The 17,770-nt window shown below is 57.2% G+C and carries 13 protein-coding genes and 1 pseudogene; 9 read left to right on the top strand and 5 right to left on the bottom strand.

All coding sequences use genetic code 11. The annotated features are described in order from the left end of the window. Positions 1-476: 476 nt before the first annotated feature. The 4 genes from ACA064_RS08400 to ACA064_RS08385 all read left to right on the top strand — a co-directional run bounded on the left by ACA064_RS08400 (position 477) and on the right by ACA064_RS08385 (position 5,261). On the top strand, positions 477-1,721 hold the full coding sequence (locus ACA064_RS08400; RefSeq protein ID WP_497672951.1) for a malic enzyme-like NAD(P)-binding protein: 1,245 nt from the start codon (positions 477-479) through the stop codon (positions 1,719-1,721). A gap of 438 nt (positions 1,722-2,159) precedes the next feature. Then, positions 2,160-2,846, top strand: a complete 687-nt coding sequence (locus ACA064_RS08395) for a YoaK family protein (protein ID WP_497672950.1) — start codon at positions 2,160-2,162, stop codon at positions 2,844-2,846. 203 nt (positions 2,847-3,049) lie between these two features. Next, the gene (locus tag ACA064_RS08390) at positions 3,050-3,880 is read left to right on the top strand and encodes a universal stress protein (protein ID WP_497672949.1); all 831 of its coding nucleotides are present in this window, start codon (positions 3,050-3,052) and stop codon (positions 3,878-3,880) included. Between the two features lie 367 nt (positions 3,881-4,247). Next, positions 4,248-5,261 carry an isocitrate dehydrogenase gene (locus tag ACA064_RS08385; protein ID WP_305389051.1) on the top strand — a complete coding sequence of 338 codons (1,014 nt, stop codon included), beginning with the start codon at positions 4,248-4,250 and terminating at the stop codon, positions 5,259-5,261. Between the two features lie 107 nt (positions 5,262-5,368). On the opposite strand, the pseudogene map reads toward ACA064_RS08385, so the two are convergent. Together map and ACA064_RS08375 are read right to left on the bottom strand one after the other, a co-directional pair. Next, a pseudogene (map, locus tag ACA064_RS08380) lies at positions 5,369-6,136 on the bottom strand (type I methionyl aminopeptidase). 407 nt (positions 6,137-6,543) lie between these two features. Then, positions 6,544-6,774: a hypothetical protein gene (locus tag ACA064_RS08375; protein ID WP_150641276.1), complete on the bottom strand. Its 231-nt coding sequence runs from the start codon at positions 6,772-6,774 to the stop codon at positions 6,544-6,546. Between the two features lie 1,297 nt (positions 6,775-8,071). On the opposite strand from ACA064_RS08375, the gene zapE reads away from it, so the two are divergent. Both zapE and ACA064_RS08365 read left to right on the top strand, forming a co-directional pair. Continuing rightward, complete coding sequence (gene zapE / locus ACA064_RS08370) at positions 8,072-9,208, top strand: cell division protein ZapE (RefSeq protein ID WP_497672948.1); 1,137 nt, start codon at positions 8,072-8,074, stop codon at positions 9,206-9,208. 64 nt (positions 9,209-9,272) lie between these two features. Beyond that, positions 9,273-10,598 (top strand): protein kinase, encoded by a 1,326-nt coding sequence (locus tag ACA064_RS08365; RefSeq protein WP_497672947.1) that lies wholly within the window; start codon positions 9,273-9,275, stop codon positions 10,596-10,598. 129 nt (positions 10,599-10,727) lie between these two features. On the opposite strand, the gene ACA064_RS08360 is transcribed toward ACA064_RS08365, so the two are convergent. After that, positions 10,728-11,435, bottom strand: coding sequence for a YebC/PmpR family DNA-binding transcriptional regulator (locus ACA064_RS08360; RefSeq protein WP_497672946.1), 708 nt, complete (start codon positions 11,433-11,435; stop codon positions 10,728-10,730). 216 nt (positions 11,436-11,651) lie between these two features. Between ACA064_RS08360 and tssI the strand changes: the two genes are divergently transcribed. Then, positions 11,652-12,674 (top strand): type VI secretion system tip protein TssI/VgrG, encoded by a 1,023-nt coding sequence (gene tssI, locus ACA064_RS08355; RefSeq protein WP_497672945.1) that lies wholly within the window; start codon positions 11,652-11,654, stop codon positions 12,672-12,674. Further along, positions 12,608-13,741 carry a phage baseplate assembly protein V gene (locus ACA064_RS08350; RefSeq protein WP_497672944.1) on the top strand — a complete coding sequence of 378 codons (1,134 nt, stop codon included), beginning with the start codon at positions 12,608-12,610 and terminating at the stop codon, positions 13,739-13,741. Before tssI ends, ACA064_RS08350 begins: the two co-directional genes overlap by 67 nt. An 8-nt stretch (positions 13,742-13,749) precedes the next feature. On the opposite strand, the gene ACA064_RS08345 is transcribed toward ACA064_RS08350, so the two are convergent. Together ACA064_RS08345 and ACA064_RS08340 are read right to left on the bottom strand one after the other, a co-directional pair. Then, positions 13,750-15,141, bottom strand: a complete 1,392-nt coding sequence (locus ACA064_RS08345; protein WP_497672943.1) for an FAD-dependent oxidoreductase — start codon at positions 15,139-15,141, stop codon at positions 13,750-13,752. An 80-nt stretch (positions 15,142-15,221) separates the two neighbouring features. Beyond that, on the bottom strand, positions 15,222-16,547 hold the full coding sequence (locus tag ACA064_RS08340) for an MFS transporter (protein WP_497672942.1): 1,326 nt from the start codon (positions 16,545-16,547) through the stop codon (positions 15,222-15,224). Positions 16,548-16,834: 287 nt separating this feature from the next. On the opposite strand from ACA064_RS08340, the gene ACA064_RS08335 reads away from it, so the two are divergent. Beyond that, positions 16,835-17,707, top strand: a complete 873-nt coding sequence (locus ACA064_RS08335; RefSeq protein WP_497672941.1) for a LysR family transcriptional regulator — start codon at positions 16,835-16,837, stop codon at positions 17,705-17,707. Positions 17,708-17,770: the final 63 nt, after the last annotated feature.

Here is a 17,770-nt window from a genome sequence, read left to right as displayed (position 1 = left end):
TCTTGGTCCTGCTTCTAGCATGAATCCTCAAAACTTGGGTATCCGACTGCCAGAAAATGAATGACACGTTTCATACCAAGTTATCTCTGCGGCACCGTCAGAGACGAAGTCAGATCAGTCATTTAACGCACTATCAAGACTGGTGAGAGATCAAATCCAAGAAGCGATGAGAAAACTCTGAATTCCGATGTGCCGCGCTTAGGGCGTGGCACTTTGGGGCATTCGAACGCGCAAAAAAATGGCCACACTAGGTGGCCTAAGACGGGTTCAAGCATAGGAGGATTTCTATTGACCAAGAAATACAGGCCCGCCCTGAAGTCTTAGGGTCAATAGAGTTGGTCCGCTGGCTGACAAACCCCTTCATCAGCAGCGTTCAAGCCGGCAATTTGACCCTGGTCTGTGGGTTAGGACCTCGTTGCCTTGCATTATAATAGTGTTAACATGGCATTGTAATCAACGTCTAATTAGGGGATCGCATGACTACCGACTTCAAGAAGGCTGCACTGGATTACCACGAATTCCCAACCCCAGGGAAAATCAGCATTGAGCTGACCAAGCCCGCCGACACAGCCGCCCAACTCGCACTGGCCTACAGCCCAGGCGTAGCCGAGCCCGTTCGCGAAATAGCGAAGGATCCGGAGAACGCCTATCGCTTTACTGGAAAAGGGAATCTGGTGGCCGTGATCACCAACGGCACTGCCATTCTGGGACTCGGCAATCTAGGCCCCTTGGCCAGTAAGCCGGTCATGGAAGGCAAAGCGTTGCTGTTCAAACGTTTTGCCGGCATAGACTCGATCGATATCGAAGTCAATGCTGAGAGTTCCCAGGCCTTTATCGATACTGTCGTGCGCATTGCCGACACCTTTGGTGGCATCAACCTGGAAGACATCAAAGCCCCTGAGTGCTTTGAAATCGAAGAAGCACTGATCGAACAGTGCAGCATCCCGGTCTTCCATGACGACCAACACGGTACTGCCATCGTCACCGCTGCCGGCATGCTCAATGCGCTGGAGATTCAGGGCAAAACCCTGGAGAGCGCGAGAATTGTTTGCCTCGGCGCTGGTGCCGCCGCCACTGCCTGCATGCGCCTGCTGCTTAGTCTCGGCGCCCAAAAAAGCAATCTGTACATGGTCGACCGCACCGGTGTCATCCACTCCGCTCGGGAAGACCTCAATCAATACAAAGCACAGTTCGTTAACGACGGTGGCCCTCGTACACTGATGGAAGCCATGAACGGTGCTGACGTGTTTGTCGGTCTGTCTGGAGCCAATCTCCTTCCGGCTGAAGCACTGGCAGCGATGGCACCCAATCCGATCGTATTTGCCTGCTCGAACCCGGATCCTGAAATTAGCTACGAGCTGGCCATGGCCACACGTGATGACCTGATCATGGCGACCGGTCGTTCTGACTACCCGAACCAGGTTAATAACGTTCTGGGCTTTCCGTTCATCTTCCGCGGGACCTTGGATGTTCGGGCAACCCGGATCAACGAAGCGATGAAAATTGCGGCGGTGGAAGCACTGCGACAATTGGCCAAAGAGCCAACCCCTGCGGAAGTGCTGCAAGCGTTCAACGTCGATAAGCTTGAGTTTGGGCGCGATTACATTCTTCCCAAAGCGCTTGATGCTCGCCTGCTCGGAGCAATAGCCGGCGCAGTGGCCAAGGCCGCTATCGACACCGGCGTTGCGAAGCTGCATTACCCGACGCACTACCCGCTCTAAGCTGACGTCAATCATGCTGATGTGCCGCAGTTGCACGACCTTTTGCACGGTTGGCAGCTGTCGCACTCAGGGATTATCCAGCCGCTGCACCTCCTGAATATCCACAGCCCGTCATTTGCAAGATCACCCTCTTTTGGCTGATCGCGGGGTCAAGCTTTCGGGATCGCCGTCTACCCCCAGCAGGTACTCACCACACAGGGTTGGCATCCCAGGCAATTCTGATCACCGATCAGAAGAAACGACAGTCAGCGGATTTAACACTCAACGAGCAGCCCCGTCTAAATCGCGAGGACCTGGTGATATCAGATGTGCATAATCGGTTGGCTTTCTTGCTCCTCATACGCTTGGGACAGGGGTGAATGAATGCCGATCAAATATGTTAGGAGCCTCACTGGGCGACGGCGTACCACAGACGCAAACCGACATCTTGGATTTGCCTTGGCCTTCGTAGCGGGGGCAATCAACGCCGGTGGTTTCCTGGCGGTGCATCAGTACACCTCACACATGACGGGCATCGTCTCCTCGATGGCAGACAACAGTGTACTGGGAGCCTACGACCTGGTACTCAGTGGCACCGGCGCTCTGTTGTCCTTTCTGATTGGGGCAGCGTGCTCGGCGGTCATGGTCAATTTTTCCCGCCGCAGACGCATGCACAGCGAGTTTGCAGTGCCACTCTTGTTCGAAGCCTTTTTGCTCATCTGCTTTGGCTTTCTAGGAGCTCGGCTATCCACCGTGGATGGTCTATTCGTGTCCGTCACCGTGATGCTGCTGTGTTTCATCATGGGGCTACAAAACGCGGTGATTACCAAAATTTCCAAAGCCGAAATCCGAACGACTCACATCACCGGCATCATCACGGATATCGGTATTGAGTTTGGGAAACTCTTTTATTGGAATGCCGTCAACACATCGAAGCATCCAAAAGTTCTCGCCAATCGGACCCGACTCAAAATACTGATACTGCTTGCGCTGAATTTCTTTTTTGGCGGCGTGGTGGGTGCCTTTGGGTTCAAGCACATTGGTTATATCTCAACGGTACCGCTCGCGATGGTTCTGGTGACGCTGGCGATCGTGCCTGCCGTTGATGACGCCAGGCTTTTTGTCCGCCGCGTCATGCGAAAGTGAGCAGCTTGCCTGCAAGCAGCTTTCCAGGCGTTGCTATACTGGAATTTCACTACGTTGATCGTCTCTATATATGACGTGCCAGGTGTCCAGCGACGGGTCCCACTCGTTGGAACGCTAAAAGCGGCGCCCTCGCCGAGCGGGTATTTTTCGTTTATAGCCTGCGTGGTGATCGGCTCTTCAAGATCATCGAGATGAGGGTTGTGATGACCCACATATTGGCCTGTATCGACAGTTCAAATACATCTCCGGCCGTCTGCGACTACGCCGCTTGGGCCAGTCTCAACTTTGTATTGCCGTTAACCCTCCTGAATGTTGTAGAACGCCCCGCTGGCGTAGAGATACGGCCCGGCAGCCTGGCGCACGTGCTAGAAGCTATGTCACTGGACGAAAAGCGCCATGAGCAGGCGTTGAAGCAAGGCTTGATAATGCTGCAAAACGCTCGAGAAAGAGCGATTGCTGATGGCGTGATGCAGCCAGAGCTTCGTCAAAGCGACGGAGAACTGTTGGGTCGGTTACTCGAGATGGAAACTGACATGCGCTGGCTTGTCATGGGAAAACAAAGCTCGTTCTGTCCCCGACTCAACCAGCTCGAAACCATCATCCATGCTTTGCACAAGCCGATCCTGATCACACCCTGCTCCTTCAACCCACCACGAAGCCTGATGTTTGCTTATGACGGGAGCGAGGACACGCACATGGGGGTGGAAATGCTGGCAGCGAGTCCAGTCCTCACAAAGCTGCCCGTGCACCTGGTCATGGTCGCAGCCAACACGTCGAAGAATCTGGAACGACTCGATGCGGCAGGAGCCATTCTTCAATCAGCCGGATGTGACGTGCGGACAGCCATTTGTGGCGGGAGAGTAGAGCTCGCCTTACAGTCCTATCAGACCGAACACGATATCGATCTGATGATCATGGGCGCTTTTGGTCATTCGCGAGTCCGTCGATTTTGGCTTGGTAGTACGACTTCAAGAATGATCCGAGCCACAACTCGTCCTCTTCTATTCCTGCCTAAAAGCTACCTCAACATGTAACGCACAGACATTCAAACACCTTACCGTCTCAGGATGAAAGCGCTCCTAGCCAGCACATACGATTAACATTATATGTTAATGTTGTGCGCATCTTCAATGGAGCAAATGACAGCATCCTTGATCCGGTAGCTCGCCCGTTACAGCCGCATCCTTGAGTAGTTTTGTGCGGCGCGAGAACTGACACCCACTCAGGTCGCCCGTCTATTGATCCGCGATGACCTGCGCAGTCACGGCGCGGAGGATGAAACACAGCACACTGGCGCGGTGAAAGCCGCCAGACAGTCAATGCCAATCAGCAGACTCGTGACACCAGTCTCAATTACCCAATCAATACAGCGGCTGACAAAGCGCTGTTAAGGAAGAGACCATGAGCAAAACTATCGCAATCATCAAGGGTGACGGCATCGGCCCTGAGATCATGCAAGCGACGCTACGCGTACTCGATGCCCTTGACTGCAATCTTCAGTACGACTTCGTTGAGGCCGGTTTGGAGGCCTTGCAGCAGCATGGGCAACTGATGCCGCCCGCGTCCATAGAGACGATCGCCAAACATGGTGTCGCACTCAAAGGCCCCCTGACAACGCCGATTGGCCGCGGCTTCTCATCGATCAACGTCCACCTTCGCCGCCACTTCGATCTCTATGCCAATGTCCGACCAGCGATCAGTTTCCCTGGCACCCGTTCGCGTTTCGAAGATATCGACATCATCACGGTGCGCGAAAATACCGAAGGAGCGTACCTACCAGAAGGACAAAGTATTTCGGAGGACGGCGAAGTCGCTCTGGCGAGCATTCGTGTAACACGCACTGCCTCCGAACGCATCGTGCGGTATGCGTTCGAGCTGGCTCGTAGCAAAGGCCGTAAGAAAGTGACCGCGGTGCACAAGGCCAACATCATCAAGTCTTGCTCCGGGTTGTTCCTTGAGGTGGCGCGTGAGGTCGCTGCGAATTATCCGGAAATCGAATTCCACGAGATGATCGTCGATAACGCCTGTATGCAGCTGGTGATGAATCCCCATCAATTTGATGTCATCGTCACCACCAACCTGTTTGGCGACATCCTTTCAGACTTGTGCGCAGGCCTGGTGGGTGGATTGGGCTTGGCGCCGGGGTCGAACATCGGCGCCGATGCGGCCATCTTCGAAGCGGTCCACGGCTCGGCACCGGACATCGCTGGCAAGAACATCGCGAACCCATGTGCATTGTTGTTGGCTGCCGCAGACATGCTTGATTACCTAGGCATGGTGGACAAAGGGACACGCATTCGTACAGCTATCCGCGTTGTTCTGAAAAGCTCCTGCGATCAAGTGACACCCGATATGGGAGGGACCGGTACAACTGAGTCCTTCGCTGACGCCTTGGTGGCCTACTTGCGTGACTAAATAGAGAATCAACAAACACGCGCTCCGTCCGAGTCGCCAGCTCAGTACGAGCTGGCGATTTTCTACGTGTGCTCCACTCTGACCTACCAGTAGGACAGTCTGCTGGATTAAATCTTCTTATACTCCACGGGCTGATCCGGCCACGCAGTCAAAACCTCAAAGCCATCGCGGGTGACCAAGACCATATGTTCTCACTGGGCCGAGAGCGAAAGATCCTTGGTGATCACGGTCCAGCCATCCCCCAGCGTTCTAACACCGTGCTTTCCAGCATTGAGCATTGGCTCGATTGTGAAAATCATGCCCGGTTTCAGTCTCATGCCTTCACCAGGGTTACCAAAATGACGGACCTGTGGCTCATCGTGGTAAACCATGCCAATGCCATGTCCACAGTAGTCACGCACTACGCTATAGCCTTCACGGTGCGCCACGGTTTGAATGGCGTGACCGACATCACCGAGCGTGGCACCGGGGCCTACTGCATGAATGCCGGCACACATCGCCTCATAGGTCGTGTCCACCAGCCGACGAGCCTCTGCGCTTGGCTCGCCGACAAAATACATGCGGCTTGTATCACCGAACCAACCATCCTTGAGCACCGTGACATCAATATTGAGGATATCGCCATCCGAGAGCTCTTTATCTGACGGGATTCCGTGGCATACGACATGATTGATGGAGGTGCACAAGGTTTTGGGGAACCCGTGATAACCGATATTGGCTGGAGTGGCCTTCTGCACGTTGACAATAAAGTCATGGCAGAGCTTATCAAGCTCATTGGTCGAAACCCCGGGTCTGGCGTGAGGCGCAATCATGCTCAGAACCTCCGCAGCCAACTTTCCCGCAGTTCGTGACATAGCAATTAGTGCAGGCTTCATAGTTGTACTTTATACCCTCATTATGAACACCAGAGACTGGTTGGGCGGGTGCTCATTCGCCGAATGCTGTGCAATTGCAGGAACGCGGCATGAAAATTAATTCGACTTACTAAGTTCCACAGCACTCTACGAAAGAAACAATATTTTGTTACCGTAACTTTAGCGTTAATAGAAAGTCATTAAGCATTATTACTTGCTGCAACCGCGCTTGTAGGCGGACGGCAATGCACGAGGGTATGAGTGCGGAGCTTCAATACGCTCTTTTAGCTTTGCTGCGTAATCTTTTGCACCCTGCTCATTGCGGAATTGAATGCGCCTGGTTCCAATACACACGGACCATAGATCTTCACTCTGACTAGACAGATGCTCGATTCTGACGGACATGACGACACTCCAAGGAAAAGAATTCAAAAATGAATTTCAGCAACCTTGATACCGATTTCTCGCAGCTCATGAATCAAATCATCAAGGTACCGAAAGGGTTCGATTTCTTCGTTGTCATTGACCAGGAAGAAGCTTCTTCCTGCATCCTTTTTAAAGAAGGCGATCCACTCCTGGGTGTTAGCCGGGTTGGCAATCAAATGGGTATCAAACTGAATGCCTTCAGCGTGTTTGGTTTTTACGTCCTCACGTTTCATACGGGTCTCCAAGCGCTCACGTATTGCTGTTCTCATGCATGTCTTTGCCTCCCGGCAATCGATCAAAAGACCTCGCCCTGCCTGAAGCAAGGGCGAGTAGATTGCCTTTTTATTATCACTGCATGATAATATTATGCACATATGAACCCTTGGAGGCTAGTCATGAGCAGGACTGTCGAAGCACCTGAGCCACGTGGGTCCGAGTGGGTCCGCCCAATGCCATGGCTTTGAAGGCGCGCGACCATGCGGCCGGTTTCCCGCGATAACAGGATTTGCCGGCCAGATCGAGAATAAGTGGACCAAAGGACTCTCACAATAAGTAGCGAGCTATCAATTCAGGGCCTTGAACGTGATTGTCTGCACAGGCTCCAAAATGGTTTACTTGACCGTGATGATTACCACCTTGAAGAGCACATATGGCGTCATGCGCAATGGCTCCAGATGAGTACCTAGCAGCGGATCTCACTTGCTTTTGATTCAACGCGTACGGTTTTCTGAATTTTAAGGACGACAGTCATCATGCGGAAAACAGAAATTGAGAAGCGCCTCCCGCTCAATGCTCCGACCCTGGAGTCAGGGCAACGACTGTTGGTTTGCCTTGAGCGATGCGTCGTCGTCCAGCAGCGAGAAACGAGAATCTATCAAGTTATATTCGACTGTAAATCACCCAAAACAATTCGAATTTTTTGGGCAGAAGATGAGTGGATTTTCATCGGCAGGCATAAGCAAAACGCTGAGAAAGATCCTTCATTGGCGACCTTTGTATCAACGCTAAGAACTGGGCTAAAGACTGTCTGGCGATAAATACGACTCTGATCTATAACACTCTGGGCCAAAAGCAGCCACTATGATGTGTGCTTCTGATCCAGCACAGGCTGGCCTGCGTACGCCGCCTTCGGCAGCTTGCTGCTGCCGTGCTCATGGGGTATCGAAGAATTCGTATAAAATACGAGCTTAATTAGGATAATCGTAGGGATATAAATTTTATAAATCAGCATGATTTCATTGTAAAATAGATACTTATTTTTCTATTCGAGTCCAGGTCGTGGAGCCATATTCCTGCACTGATTCGCCCGCAACACCCCAGAGAGCGCCCTGTTCTCACTGCGAATCAGCCCTGCGCTCAAAACATTCAAATCCTGCATCAGCCTCTGATCAACCGATTCAGAGGCCTGTCCCCGTGCGCCCGATTTCAACAGGCTGCCTGTTGAAGATCACTGGTCGAGCCGGCGTACCTTTGGTTAAATTAGCCGCCAGCTCCAGGGTGGGCGGGCTTCGGGACCATGGGGGACTTCAATTGCCGGTTTTACCGCCAAACCGCTCGCGACTCACATCACGCTGGCCGAGGCTGGGAAATTTTCTCGGCAAGGCCTTCGCCAGACCGGCGCAGGCCACTGCGGGCGGGCGGGTGATCCATGAGTACTTTCGCCAGAAAGCCCATGATCAAGGCTATACCCTCAGCCACAGCCAGCAGCGGGTGATCGACTGCATGGCGCAGCAAGCCAACACTGTGCTGCAAACCGGGATCAACACTCATCCCCCGCGCAGCCTGTACCTCCATGGTGCCGTCGGCCGTGGCAAAAGCTGGCTGCTGGACGGTTTTTTCCAGGCGCTACCGATTGCCGATAAGCAGCGCCTGCACTTCCATGACTTCTTCGCCCAATTGCATCAGGGCATGTTCCGCCATCGCCAGCAGCCGGACGCACTGGCGACCACCCTCGATGAGTTGCTGCAGCGCTGCCAGGTATTGTGCTTCGACGAGTTCCACGTCCACGACATCGGCGACGCAATGCTGATCTCCCGGCTGTTCAAGGCGCTGTTCCAGCGCGGCATCTTGCTGTTAGTTACGTCCAACTATCCGCCGGCCGGCGTGCTGCCCAATCCGCTTTATCACGCCTGCTTCAAGCCGGTGATCGATCTGATCAATGCCCGCATGCAGGTTATGGAGGTCGGCGGCCCCCATGACTACCGCAGCCAGGCGCGAACTCATTCGCAGCAGATCTTCACCCATGGCCACTACATCTGGCCCGCCAGCCCGGCGCAGCGTGAGGCTTTGCGGCTGCCTGAACGCAATGCCGCAACTTTCGCACTGCCGGTAGGTACTCGTCAGCTCCAGGCCCGGCGCTGCGAAGAACGGAGCATCGGCTTCGGCTTCAGCGACCTCTGCGAACAACCCACCGCCGTCATGGATTACCTGGAACTGTGCCGGCGCTTCGACACCTGGATCATCGATGGGCTGCCGGACCTTGCGCACTGCCCGACGGCCACCCAGCAGCGCTTTATCAATCTGATCGACGTGCTGTATGACCAGGACAAACGCCTGCTGTTGCTGGGAGAACGGCCTCTGCGCGAGCACTTGGGCGGTGATGCCATCGACTTTGCGCGAACCCGCAGTCGCCTGGGCCAGCTGATCGAAATCGGCCCTACGTCATAAACCTGCGAGATCCCATTGCCGCTATCATGACGCGCCCTTCTCTTTCCTGGCGTTGAATCTGTTCATGGATACCCTTGCACAACTGCGGGCCGGCCACCTTGCCGGCGCCAAACGTCTGGACCTGGCCTGCGGGCTGACGGAGTTTCCAACGGAAATCTTCGAACTGGCGGACTCTCTCGAGGTGCTGAACCTCAGTGGCAATGCCTTGAGCCGACTGCCGGACGACCTGCATCGATTGACGCGGTTACGGGTACTGTTCTGCTCCGACAATCAATTCACCGAACTGCCCGGCTGTCTCGGCCAATGCGCGCAACTGAGCATGGTCGGCTTCAAGGCCAACCGCATCGAGCACGTCCCCGCCAGCGCGTTGCCGCCGTTGCTGCGCTGGCTGATCCTGACCGACAACTGCATCACCGAGCTGCCTGCCGAGCTGGGTGAAAGAGCGCATTTGCAAAAACTCATGCTCGCGGGCAACCACTTGCAGCAACTGCCGGCGAGTCTGAGCCAGTGCCATCAGCTTGAGCTGCTCAGGGTCGCCGCCAATCGCCTGACCGAGCTGCCGCGGTGGCTGTTATCGCTGCCGCGGCTGACGTGGCTGGCTTATGCCGGCAACCCGCTGGAATCCGCGATTGATCTGGCTGCGCTGGCCGCCACGCCAAACATTCCCTGGTCGCAATTGCAGCTGCAACAGTCACTGGGTGAAGGCGCCTCCGGGGTGATTCATCAGGCGCTATGGGAACAACCGTCGCAGCCTGCGCGAAAGGTTGCAGTGAAGCTCTACAAGGGCAGCATGACCAGTGACGGCTCACCCCAACATGAAATGAATGCCTGCATCACGGTGGGCCAGCATGCCAATCTGATCAAGGTCGAGGGCCGGGTCGTCGACCACCCGCAGGCTCAAGCCGGGCTGGTGATGCAATTGATCGATCGCAGCTACGGCAATCTGGCCGGACTGCCGAGCCTCGATACCTGTACCCGGGATGTCTACGAAGACAGCACCGGGTTCAGCGCTGAAGTGGCGCTGCGCATTGCCAACGGCATTGCCTCGGTCGCCGCGCACTTGCACCAGCAGGGCATCACCCACGGCGACCTCTACGCCCACAACATTCTGTGGAACGCTGAAGGCGACTGTCTGCTAGGGGATTTCGGCGCGGCATCGTTTCACCACATATCAGACAGTTTCGAGAGCCGCGCGCTGCAACGCATAGAAGTCCGAGCGTTCGGGATTCTGTTGGGGGAATTGCTGGAGCGGATTGAATCGGGATTGAGCGCCGAGGGCCGTGAGCAGTTGGAGGACTTGCAGCGCCGCTGCTGTCAGCCAGAGGTGCTGGCGCGGCCGGGATTTGCCGAAATCGGCCGGGATCTCAAGCAAACGCTGCGCCCCCTGTAGGAGCGAGCTTGCTCGCGATGAACGTTAACGATAACGCGTGTTTTCTGAATAAACGCGCCGCCCTTGAGTCCATCGCGAGCAAGCTCGCTCCTACAGAGGGCTGCCCGCGATCGCCGTCAAAACTGATCCTTAACCCGCCAGACCGACAAACATGTCCTGCACGTCATCGTGGTTGTCGAGACCTTCGAGGAAGGCTTCGACTTCGGCCATTTGTTCGTCGCTCAAGCCGCTGACCGGGTTTTTCGGCTGGTAGCCCAATTTGGCTGACAGCACGGTAAAACCTTGCTCAGGCAATGCCTTTTGTACCGCATCCAGGTCGGCTGGCTCGGTAATGAACAGCGTCGTACCCTCTTCTTCGCCCGCTTCGAAGTCCTGAGCGCCGGCCTCGATAGCCGCCATCTCCGGATCTGCATCGGGGCTGTCAGGGGACGCTTCGATCATGCCGACATGGTTGAAATCCCAGGCAACCGAACCCGAAGCACCCAACTGGCCCTTGCGGAATGCCACGCGAATTTCCGCGACGGTGCGGTTGATATTGTCAGTGACGCACTCGACGATGAGCGGGATCTGGTGCGGGGCGAAGCCTTCATAGGTGACGCGATGGTACTGGACGGTTTCACCCAGCTGGCCCGAGCCTTTCTTGATGGCGCGTTCGAGGGTTTCGCGGGGCATCGAGGCTTTTTTCGCCTGTTCCACCACCAGCCGCAGGTGCGCGTTAGTCGCCGTATCCGCGCCGTTGCGCGCGGCAATGGTGATCTCTTTCACCAGCTTGCCGAAGATTTTGCCCTTGGCATTGGATGCCGCTTCTTTGTGTTTAACCTTCCACTGTGCGCCCATTACTCACTCTCTTGATCTGTGGCGCCGAAACATCTATTGGCCGACGCTTTGTGCAAGTTTATACGGCATAAAGTTCCCGATCGACCAAAAAGTAGAGTGACTGATCGACTTCTCCACAACATGTCGTAGGGGCTTTCCTAAAAGCCGTTTGGGCCACCCATTCGTCTCCGTCGTTTCGTAACCTCTGCCCCCTGATCGAAGGCAAGAGCGCATGAGATGCACAAGGACCTGCAACCCCCCGTTACCCTGACGAGCTGCGAAGGCTCCTGGAGCCTGCAGGTGACCCGTTTCACCGGTCGCGAAGCACTCAATGAACCTTTTCGTTTCGATATCGAGCTGGTCGACTGCGCCCCCGGAACCGACCTCGAGCCGCTGCTGCAACAACCGGCGTTCCTGCGCCTGGGAGACGACAGCGGTATCCACGGCATCATTCATCAGGTTGGCAAACACCCTCTGGGGTTACTCCGGACCGGTTACAGCCTCACCCTGGCGCCCCACCTTCAAGTGCTGGAGCAACGCAGCTGCCGGCGGGTGTTCCACGATCTGAGCGTGCCGCTGATTCTGCGTCAGTTGCTCGAAGAACATCGGCTGCCAGTCAGCAGCTACCGTTTCGAACTGCCCAATGGCCGATACCCGCTGCGGCCTTTTTGCATTCAATACGACGAAAGTGACCTGCATTTCCTGCAACGTTTGTGCGAGGAAGAAGGTATCCACTACCACTTCGAGCACCAGGCCGACCGGCATATCCTGGTGTTCGCCGATGACAGCGAAGGATTTGTGCAACTGCCGGTCGCCATCCCTTATCGTTCTTGCGCAGAACAGCAAGCGGGTCAGCCGGCAATCAGCCACCTGTCCGACTGGCACGTTGCCGAGGTGGCGCAACCAACGCGCTTCCACAGCCAGGTCCTGCCGCTCGACACGCCTTGCACCGACCAGAGCGCCAGCAATCAAGCCCATGGCCAGTTGCAGGGTCCCGCCAACCGACTCGCACCCGACCATGTGCATCTGAGCCTGCGAGGTCGGCGTGCACTTGAGCGCCTGCGCAGCCAACAGCGACATATCGTTGGTCACAGCGATCAGCCCCGACTGCACAGCGGCCAGATCCTCCAGGTGCTGAGCCATCCGCTGTCGCAGTTCAACGATCAATGGTTGCTCCGCGAGGTGCACCATCAGTGGCAACGCCAGGACTCACGCCTGCGACCTTACCGCCGTCCGGGTGGGAGGTGGCCGAGGGATTGAGCCATGAGCGCTTTGCAAACCCCACATCCGCGCCATTGCCCGAGGGTTATCGCAATCAGTTCCAGGCCATCCCCTGGTGCGTGGCTTTCCGACCGACGCTCAAGCACCCTAAACCGTGCATGCCCGGCTATCAGCGGGCATGGGTGGTCGGCCCCCATGGGCAACCCGCAGCGCGGGATGATCAAGGGCGGATCAAGGTGTGTCTGGCATGGGATCGACAAGACAGCCATAACGACCACAGCGGCCTCTGGCTGCCAGTCGCTTATCACGCACTCAGTGACCAGATCAATCACCCCAGGTTGCCCATGGCCGGCAGCGAAGTGCTGGTCAGTTTCATCGATGGTGACCCGGACCAGCCCATCGTCTGGCCGGCCGCGGGCAGTCTTGCAATGCCAGCTCCTGCAGCGGCCCCGGCGACAGCTTTGCCCGGTATTTACCTCAATGGGCAACAGCTGACCGAAAACACCCGCCGCTTGCATGTCGAGCCGGGGCAAACGCTGCAGGTGCAGCAAAGACAGGCGCTGACATTGACCGCCAATGGCAACCGGCTGCACCTCAGCCCGAGCAGTATCACGCTGTCCGGAACCCTGTTCGACTCAAACGTCTCAGGCCAGGATCCGTCACAGGCGCCCGGACAAATACCCGTCGAGCCCGAACTGTGGAACGCTGACATCTACTTGTTCGAGCGTCCGCCGGCCACGGACCAGCGCCTGCCCGAAACCCAGTGGTACATCGTCCGCATGCCCCGTCCAGGGCTGCAGGACCTGGCCAGCCTGAGTCGCGACGACATCCTCATGGAAGGCAAAAGCCAGCCCCAGGGCAGCCTCGACCTGAGTCCGGAACAAAGGTGCCAGTTGGCCCTGGAGTTCATTCGAACCCCGGACCAGCTCTGCCTGTTGTACCCGGGACAATGCGTGGCGCTGGCCGAGTACTTCCAGCAACACTGGAACACCGAACAACGACTGGCGTTCATGGGCACTGGCACGGTGTCCATGGCGCAAGCTGCCGCCAGCGAATCGAGTCTGTTTTTCGACTGGCTGATGAATGGCAAGGACTGTTGGCGCTGACGCCGCAATCAGCCTTTGTCGGCCTTGCCCGCCGCTGCGGCGAACCTGGCCAGATGCACATCCAGGTGCCGCGGACGGCGCCCGTGGTCTTCGGCGCGCTCCTTGCGGCGGATCGCGTTGCGCACCATCAACGAGCCCAGATAACGGATCGGCTCCGGCGGAAAATAGCCCAGCGGGCCATTGACCAAAGGTGAGCGGGTCCAGAGATTATCCAGGCCCTGGACCATCGAAGCGAGGATCTGCCCGCCCATATGGCAAGGCCCGACTCCACTGCCGGAATAGCCAAAACCATAAAACACGTTGCCGCTGGCGCTCATCTGGCCGAAAAACGGCAGCCCGGTGACCGAACGGTCCGAGGGTCCGTTCCAGGTCGCCTCCACCGCCACATCGGCAAACGCCGGGAAAAACTGCGCCAGGCTGCTGCGCAAAAGACCTTCATAAGGTGAGGGCTGATCGAACACCGGCAGCATCCGTCCGCCATAGGCAAAAGTGTTGCCGCCCTTGCCAAGCATGATTCGACCGTCCGGGGTGTTGTGGTAGTAGTGCACGAAAATTCGCGAATCGAGCACCGTCACGCCGCTGGTCAGGCCGATTTCCTTAAGCAGGTCTGGCCGTGGCTCGGTGATGATCATGTCGCTGGAGACGATCGCCACGCTGCGCTCGAACTGCGGAAACGCGCGGGCCATCCAGGCGTTCATGGCCAGCACCACCCGGTCGGCGCGGATATTCCCGGACGGTGTCTGGATCACTGCCGGCTTGCCCTCCTCCAGGCCGGTCATCGCGGTGTTTTCATGGATCCGCACACCCAGTTGCAAGGCAACACGGCGTAAACCACGCACCAGATTGCCCGGCTGCACACTGGCGGCGGCCGGGGAATACCAGCCTTCCAGGTGCTGGCTGGAACCGGCCATGCGCTGCACATCGGCCACCGGGCGTTTTTCGAAGGAGTTGATGCCATTGCGCTCGAGGGCGGCGATCACCCCGTCGGTGGAGCCGCATTGCGCCCGGTTGGTCGCGGTGTACAGCGTGCCATCGAGACGGTAATCGGCATCCACCGCGTATTTCTCGCAGAAGGTGCCGATGGCATAAATACTCTGCTCCGATTCCTTGACCAGTCGCACCGCTTCCTCGACGCCGAACAGCCGTTCCAGGGTGAAGTACTTGGCCGACCATGACAGCGCACAGCCGCCGTTGCGCCCGCTGGCCCCGGCGCCGCAGATATCGGCCTCGATCAGCAGCACATCCAGCCCGGGGTTCTGCTCCTTGAGCATGATCGCGGTCCACAGCCCGGTATAACCACCGCCGACGATACAGACGTCAGTGCTGGTATCACTCGGCAATGGCTCGCAAGGCGCTGACAGGTCAGACTTCAAGGCTTGTTCCAGCCAGAAAGGTCTCATGGGGCAAATCTCCAGATCAATTGGCCACAGCCCGACCTGCCGTCATGGCGCACGGCAGGCAGAACTTGTTTGGAAGGGGCTCAGTTGCGCAGCGGTTTGATCGCCATCGGCTGATTGGGGACAAAGGCGCAATACGGCTTGAGGCCAGCCGGACGGCTGTTCCAGTGAGGAATCAAGACCAGTGCCGAGAACATCGCGCAGCCGGCGAAGACGATAAACACCGTGACTGTGTCGAAGTAACCTGGCAGCAACCCGCCGAGAATCGCTCCGACCGAACCGCAACCGTTGACGAAACCGGCTGCCGTCGCACCGGCCTTGGCGGTACCGAAGTCGATGGCCGCCGCGCCGCTGATCATCGAGTCTGGTCCGTACAGGGTCAGCCCCATGAAAAACAGCAGGGCCACCACCAGCAACACACTGCCGGTGTGCAACGCGCCCATGAAAAATACCAGTGATACGGTCAGTGCCAACAAGCTCAGCACGCAGGCCGGCATCCGTCGCGCACCGAACAGTTTGTCCGAGGCCAGGCCAATCATGATCGGCCCGAGCAAACCGGCCAGTTCAAAGGCGGTCGGAATAATCGCCGCACCGACCTTGCCCACCGAGGGCATTTGCTCGAAAACAATCACCGGTCCCCACAGCAGTATTGCGTAGCGCGCCGGCTTCAACATGAAGTAAGCCAGGCCAAGGGTCAGCACCGTGCGGTTACGCAGAATCTCGCGCAATGGCTCCCAGACGCTGATTTTGCTTTGGGCCTCGGTCTCTTCAGCCGTCAGTTCCGGCTCGGGCTCCACGGCCGGCAAGCCGACGTCTTCAGGCTTGTTACGCTGAAAGATAAAGAACAACACCGCGACTACCGCGACCACCGCCGCGCTGGAGATGAAGGCTGCGTGCCAGGTGCCGATCAGCGTGTAGGCCCACCAACCTGCGAACGGCGATGCAACCAGGCCGCCAAAGGCGTAGCTGGAACTCCATAAGCCCAGGACCCGCCCGCGCTGCTCGGCGGGAAAGAAGCTGCCGACGTTTTTGCACAATCCCGACCAGCCGGTGGATTGCGCCAACCCCTGGATCAACATGCAGGTGAAGAAGATCGGTAGCGTCGCGAAACTGCCCATGACCAGCGCCGCCACCGCGGAAATCAACAAGCCGCCCAACACCACGACCCGCGGGCCGAAACGGTCGGCGAACATCCCCCAGGTGAACTGGCCGATCGCGTATGCCGCCAGATAGACGCCGTCGAGGTTGGCCATCATCATCTTGTCGAGATGAAAGCCGGGGTCTTCGCCGATCCCCAGTTTGGCCACGGAAAAAGCTTTGCGGGTGAAATAGAAGGCCGCGTAGGCCAGCCAGGTGATGGCGAAAATCTGCACGCGCCAACGCTTGATGGTGCCGATGTGCTTATTCATTGTGATTCTGACCTCAGGGTGAGTGTGCCGGCAGAATTAGATAAAAACGCCTGTGTTTTTATTGTTGAGCACCGCGATATCACTCCCTGGAAGGAGCTATACCGGTCAGATGAGTCCTGCCGTTCCCTGTCATCGGGATTGTCCATGCACGCACAGGCTCATGGCCACCGGGAACTGTCGAACGGCCATTCGCCGGGGGTTGAGGCGGATAAAAACAATTACTGACTAATAAGTGAAATCGATTTATCGTATTTCAAATATAAGCTCAGCTTGTAAGAGGCAGCCCGATGTCGGTATCTCACGCCCAGCTCAAAGCCTTCCACGCGGTTGCCGTCCATGGCAGCTTCACCCGTGCCGCCGAACGCTTGTTCCTGACTCAGCCAGCGATTTCCGACCAGGTGCGCAAGCTGGAAGAGCGATTCGGCGTGTTGCTGTTCCATCGCAATAAACGCTCGGTGCGCCTGACTGATCTGGGCGAGCGTTTGCTGAGCATCACCCAGCGTCTGTTCGTGGTCGAAGCCGAGGCCCAGGAGTTGTTGCAGTACTCTCAAGCCCTGCAGACCGGCAGCCTGATCCTCGCCGTGGATGCACCGGTTCACGTGCTGCCGCAGATCGCCCGCTTCTGCGAGCGCTACCCCGGTATCAGCGTGAAGATCGAGACCGGCAACACCGATGAGTCGCTGTTTCGGCTGTTCAACTACCAGGCCGACCTGGCCCTGCTCGGCCGTGAGGTCAACGACGAGCGACTGCTTTCGCTGCCGCTGCGCAATGACCCGATGGTCGCCTTCGTTTCGCGTAACCATCCATGGGCCAACCGCACGTCGATCTGCCTGGCGGATCTGGACGACACGCCATTGGTGCTGCGGGAAGTCGGCTCGGTGACCCGGCAGACGCTGGAAGAGGAGATGCACCGGGCCGGATTTCGCATCCGTCCGGCGATTCAGGTCGAGGGCCGTGAAGCGGCGCGCGAAGCGGTGGTGGTGGGGATTGGTGTGGGCGTGGTCTCGGCCGCCGAGTTCGGTGCCGACTCGCGGGTCTGTGCGCTGCCGATTACCGATTGCAAACGGCGGTTGACCGAGACGCTGGTGTGTTTGCGCGAGCAGAGTTCACGGCGGGTGGTGGCGACCTTTCTGGAGATGGTTCGCGAGAGCCTGGTGTAGGTCTCACTGGCCTCATCGCGAGCAAGCTCGCTCCCACAGGGGATTGTCGTCGAACACAAATAC

It is taken from the genome of Pseudomonas sp. LBUM1658 (assembly GCF_059716055.1).
This window is presented reverse-complemented; position numbering and strand designations above follow the sequence as displayed.

Excerpts from the sequence above, each read along its gene's own strand:
- ACA064_RS08400 (WP_497672951.1), top strand. The coding sequence starts at position 477 with ATGACTACCGACTTCAAGAAGGCTGCACTGGATTACCACGAATTCCCA.
- ACA064_RS08390 (WP_497672949.1), top strand. The coding sequence starts at position 3,050 with ATGACCCACATATTGGCCTGTATCGACAGTTCAAATACATCTCCGGCC.
- ACA064_RS08385 (WP_305389051.1), top strand. The coding sequence starts at position 4,248 with ATGAGCAAAACTATCGCAATCATCAAGGGTGACGGCATCGGCCCTGAG.
- ACA064_RS08375 (WP_150641276.1), bottom strand. The coding sequence starts at position 6,774 with ATGAAACGTGAGGACGTAAAAACCAAACACGCTGAAGGCATTCAGTTT.
- ACA064_RS08365 (WP_497672947.1), top strand. The coding sequence starts at position 9,273 with ATGGATACCCTTGCACAACTGCGGGCCGGCCACCTTGCCGGCGCCAAA.
- ACA064_RS08360 (WP_497672946.1), bottom strand. The coding sequence starts at position 11,435 with ATGGGCGCACAGTGGAAGGTTAAACACAAAGAAGCGGCATCCAATGCC.
- tssI (WP_497672945.1), top strand. The coding sequence starts at position 11,652 with ATGCACAAGGACCTGCAACCCCCCGTTACCCTGACGAGCTGCGAAGGC.
- ACA064_RS08345 (WP_497672943.1), bottom strand. The coding sequence starts at position 15,141 with ATGAGACCTTTCTGGCTGGAACAAGCCTTGAAGTCTGACCTGTCAGCG.
- ACA064_RS08340 (WP_497672942.1), bottom strand. The coding sequence starts at position 16,547 with ATGAATAAGCACATCGGCACCATCAAGCGTTGGCGCGTGCAGATTTTC.
- ACA064_RS08335 (WP_497672941.1), top strand. The coding sequence starts at position 16,835 with ATGTCGGTATCTCACGCCCAGCTCAAAGCCTTCCACGCGGTTGCCGTC.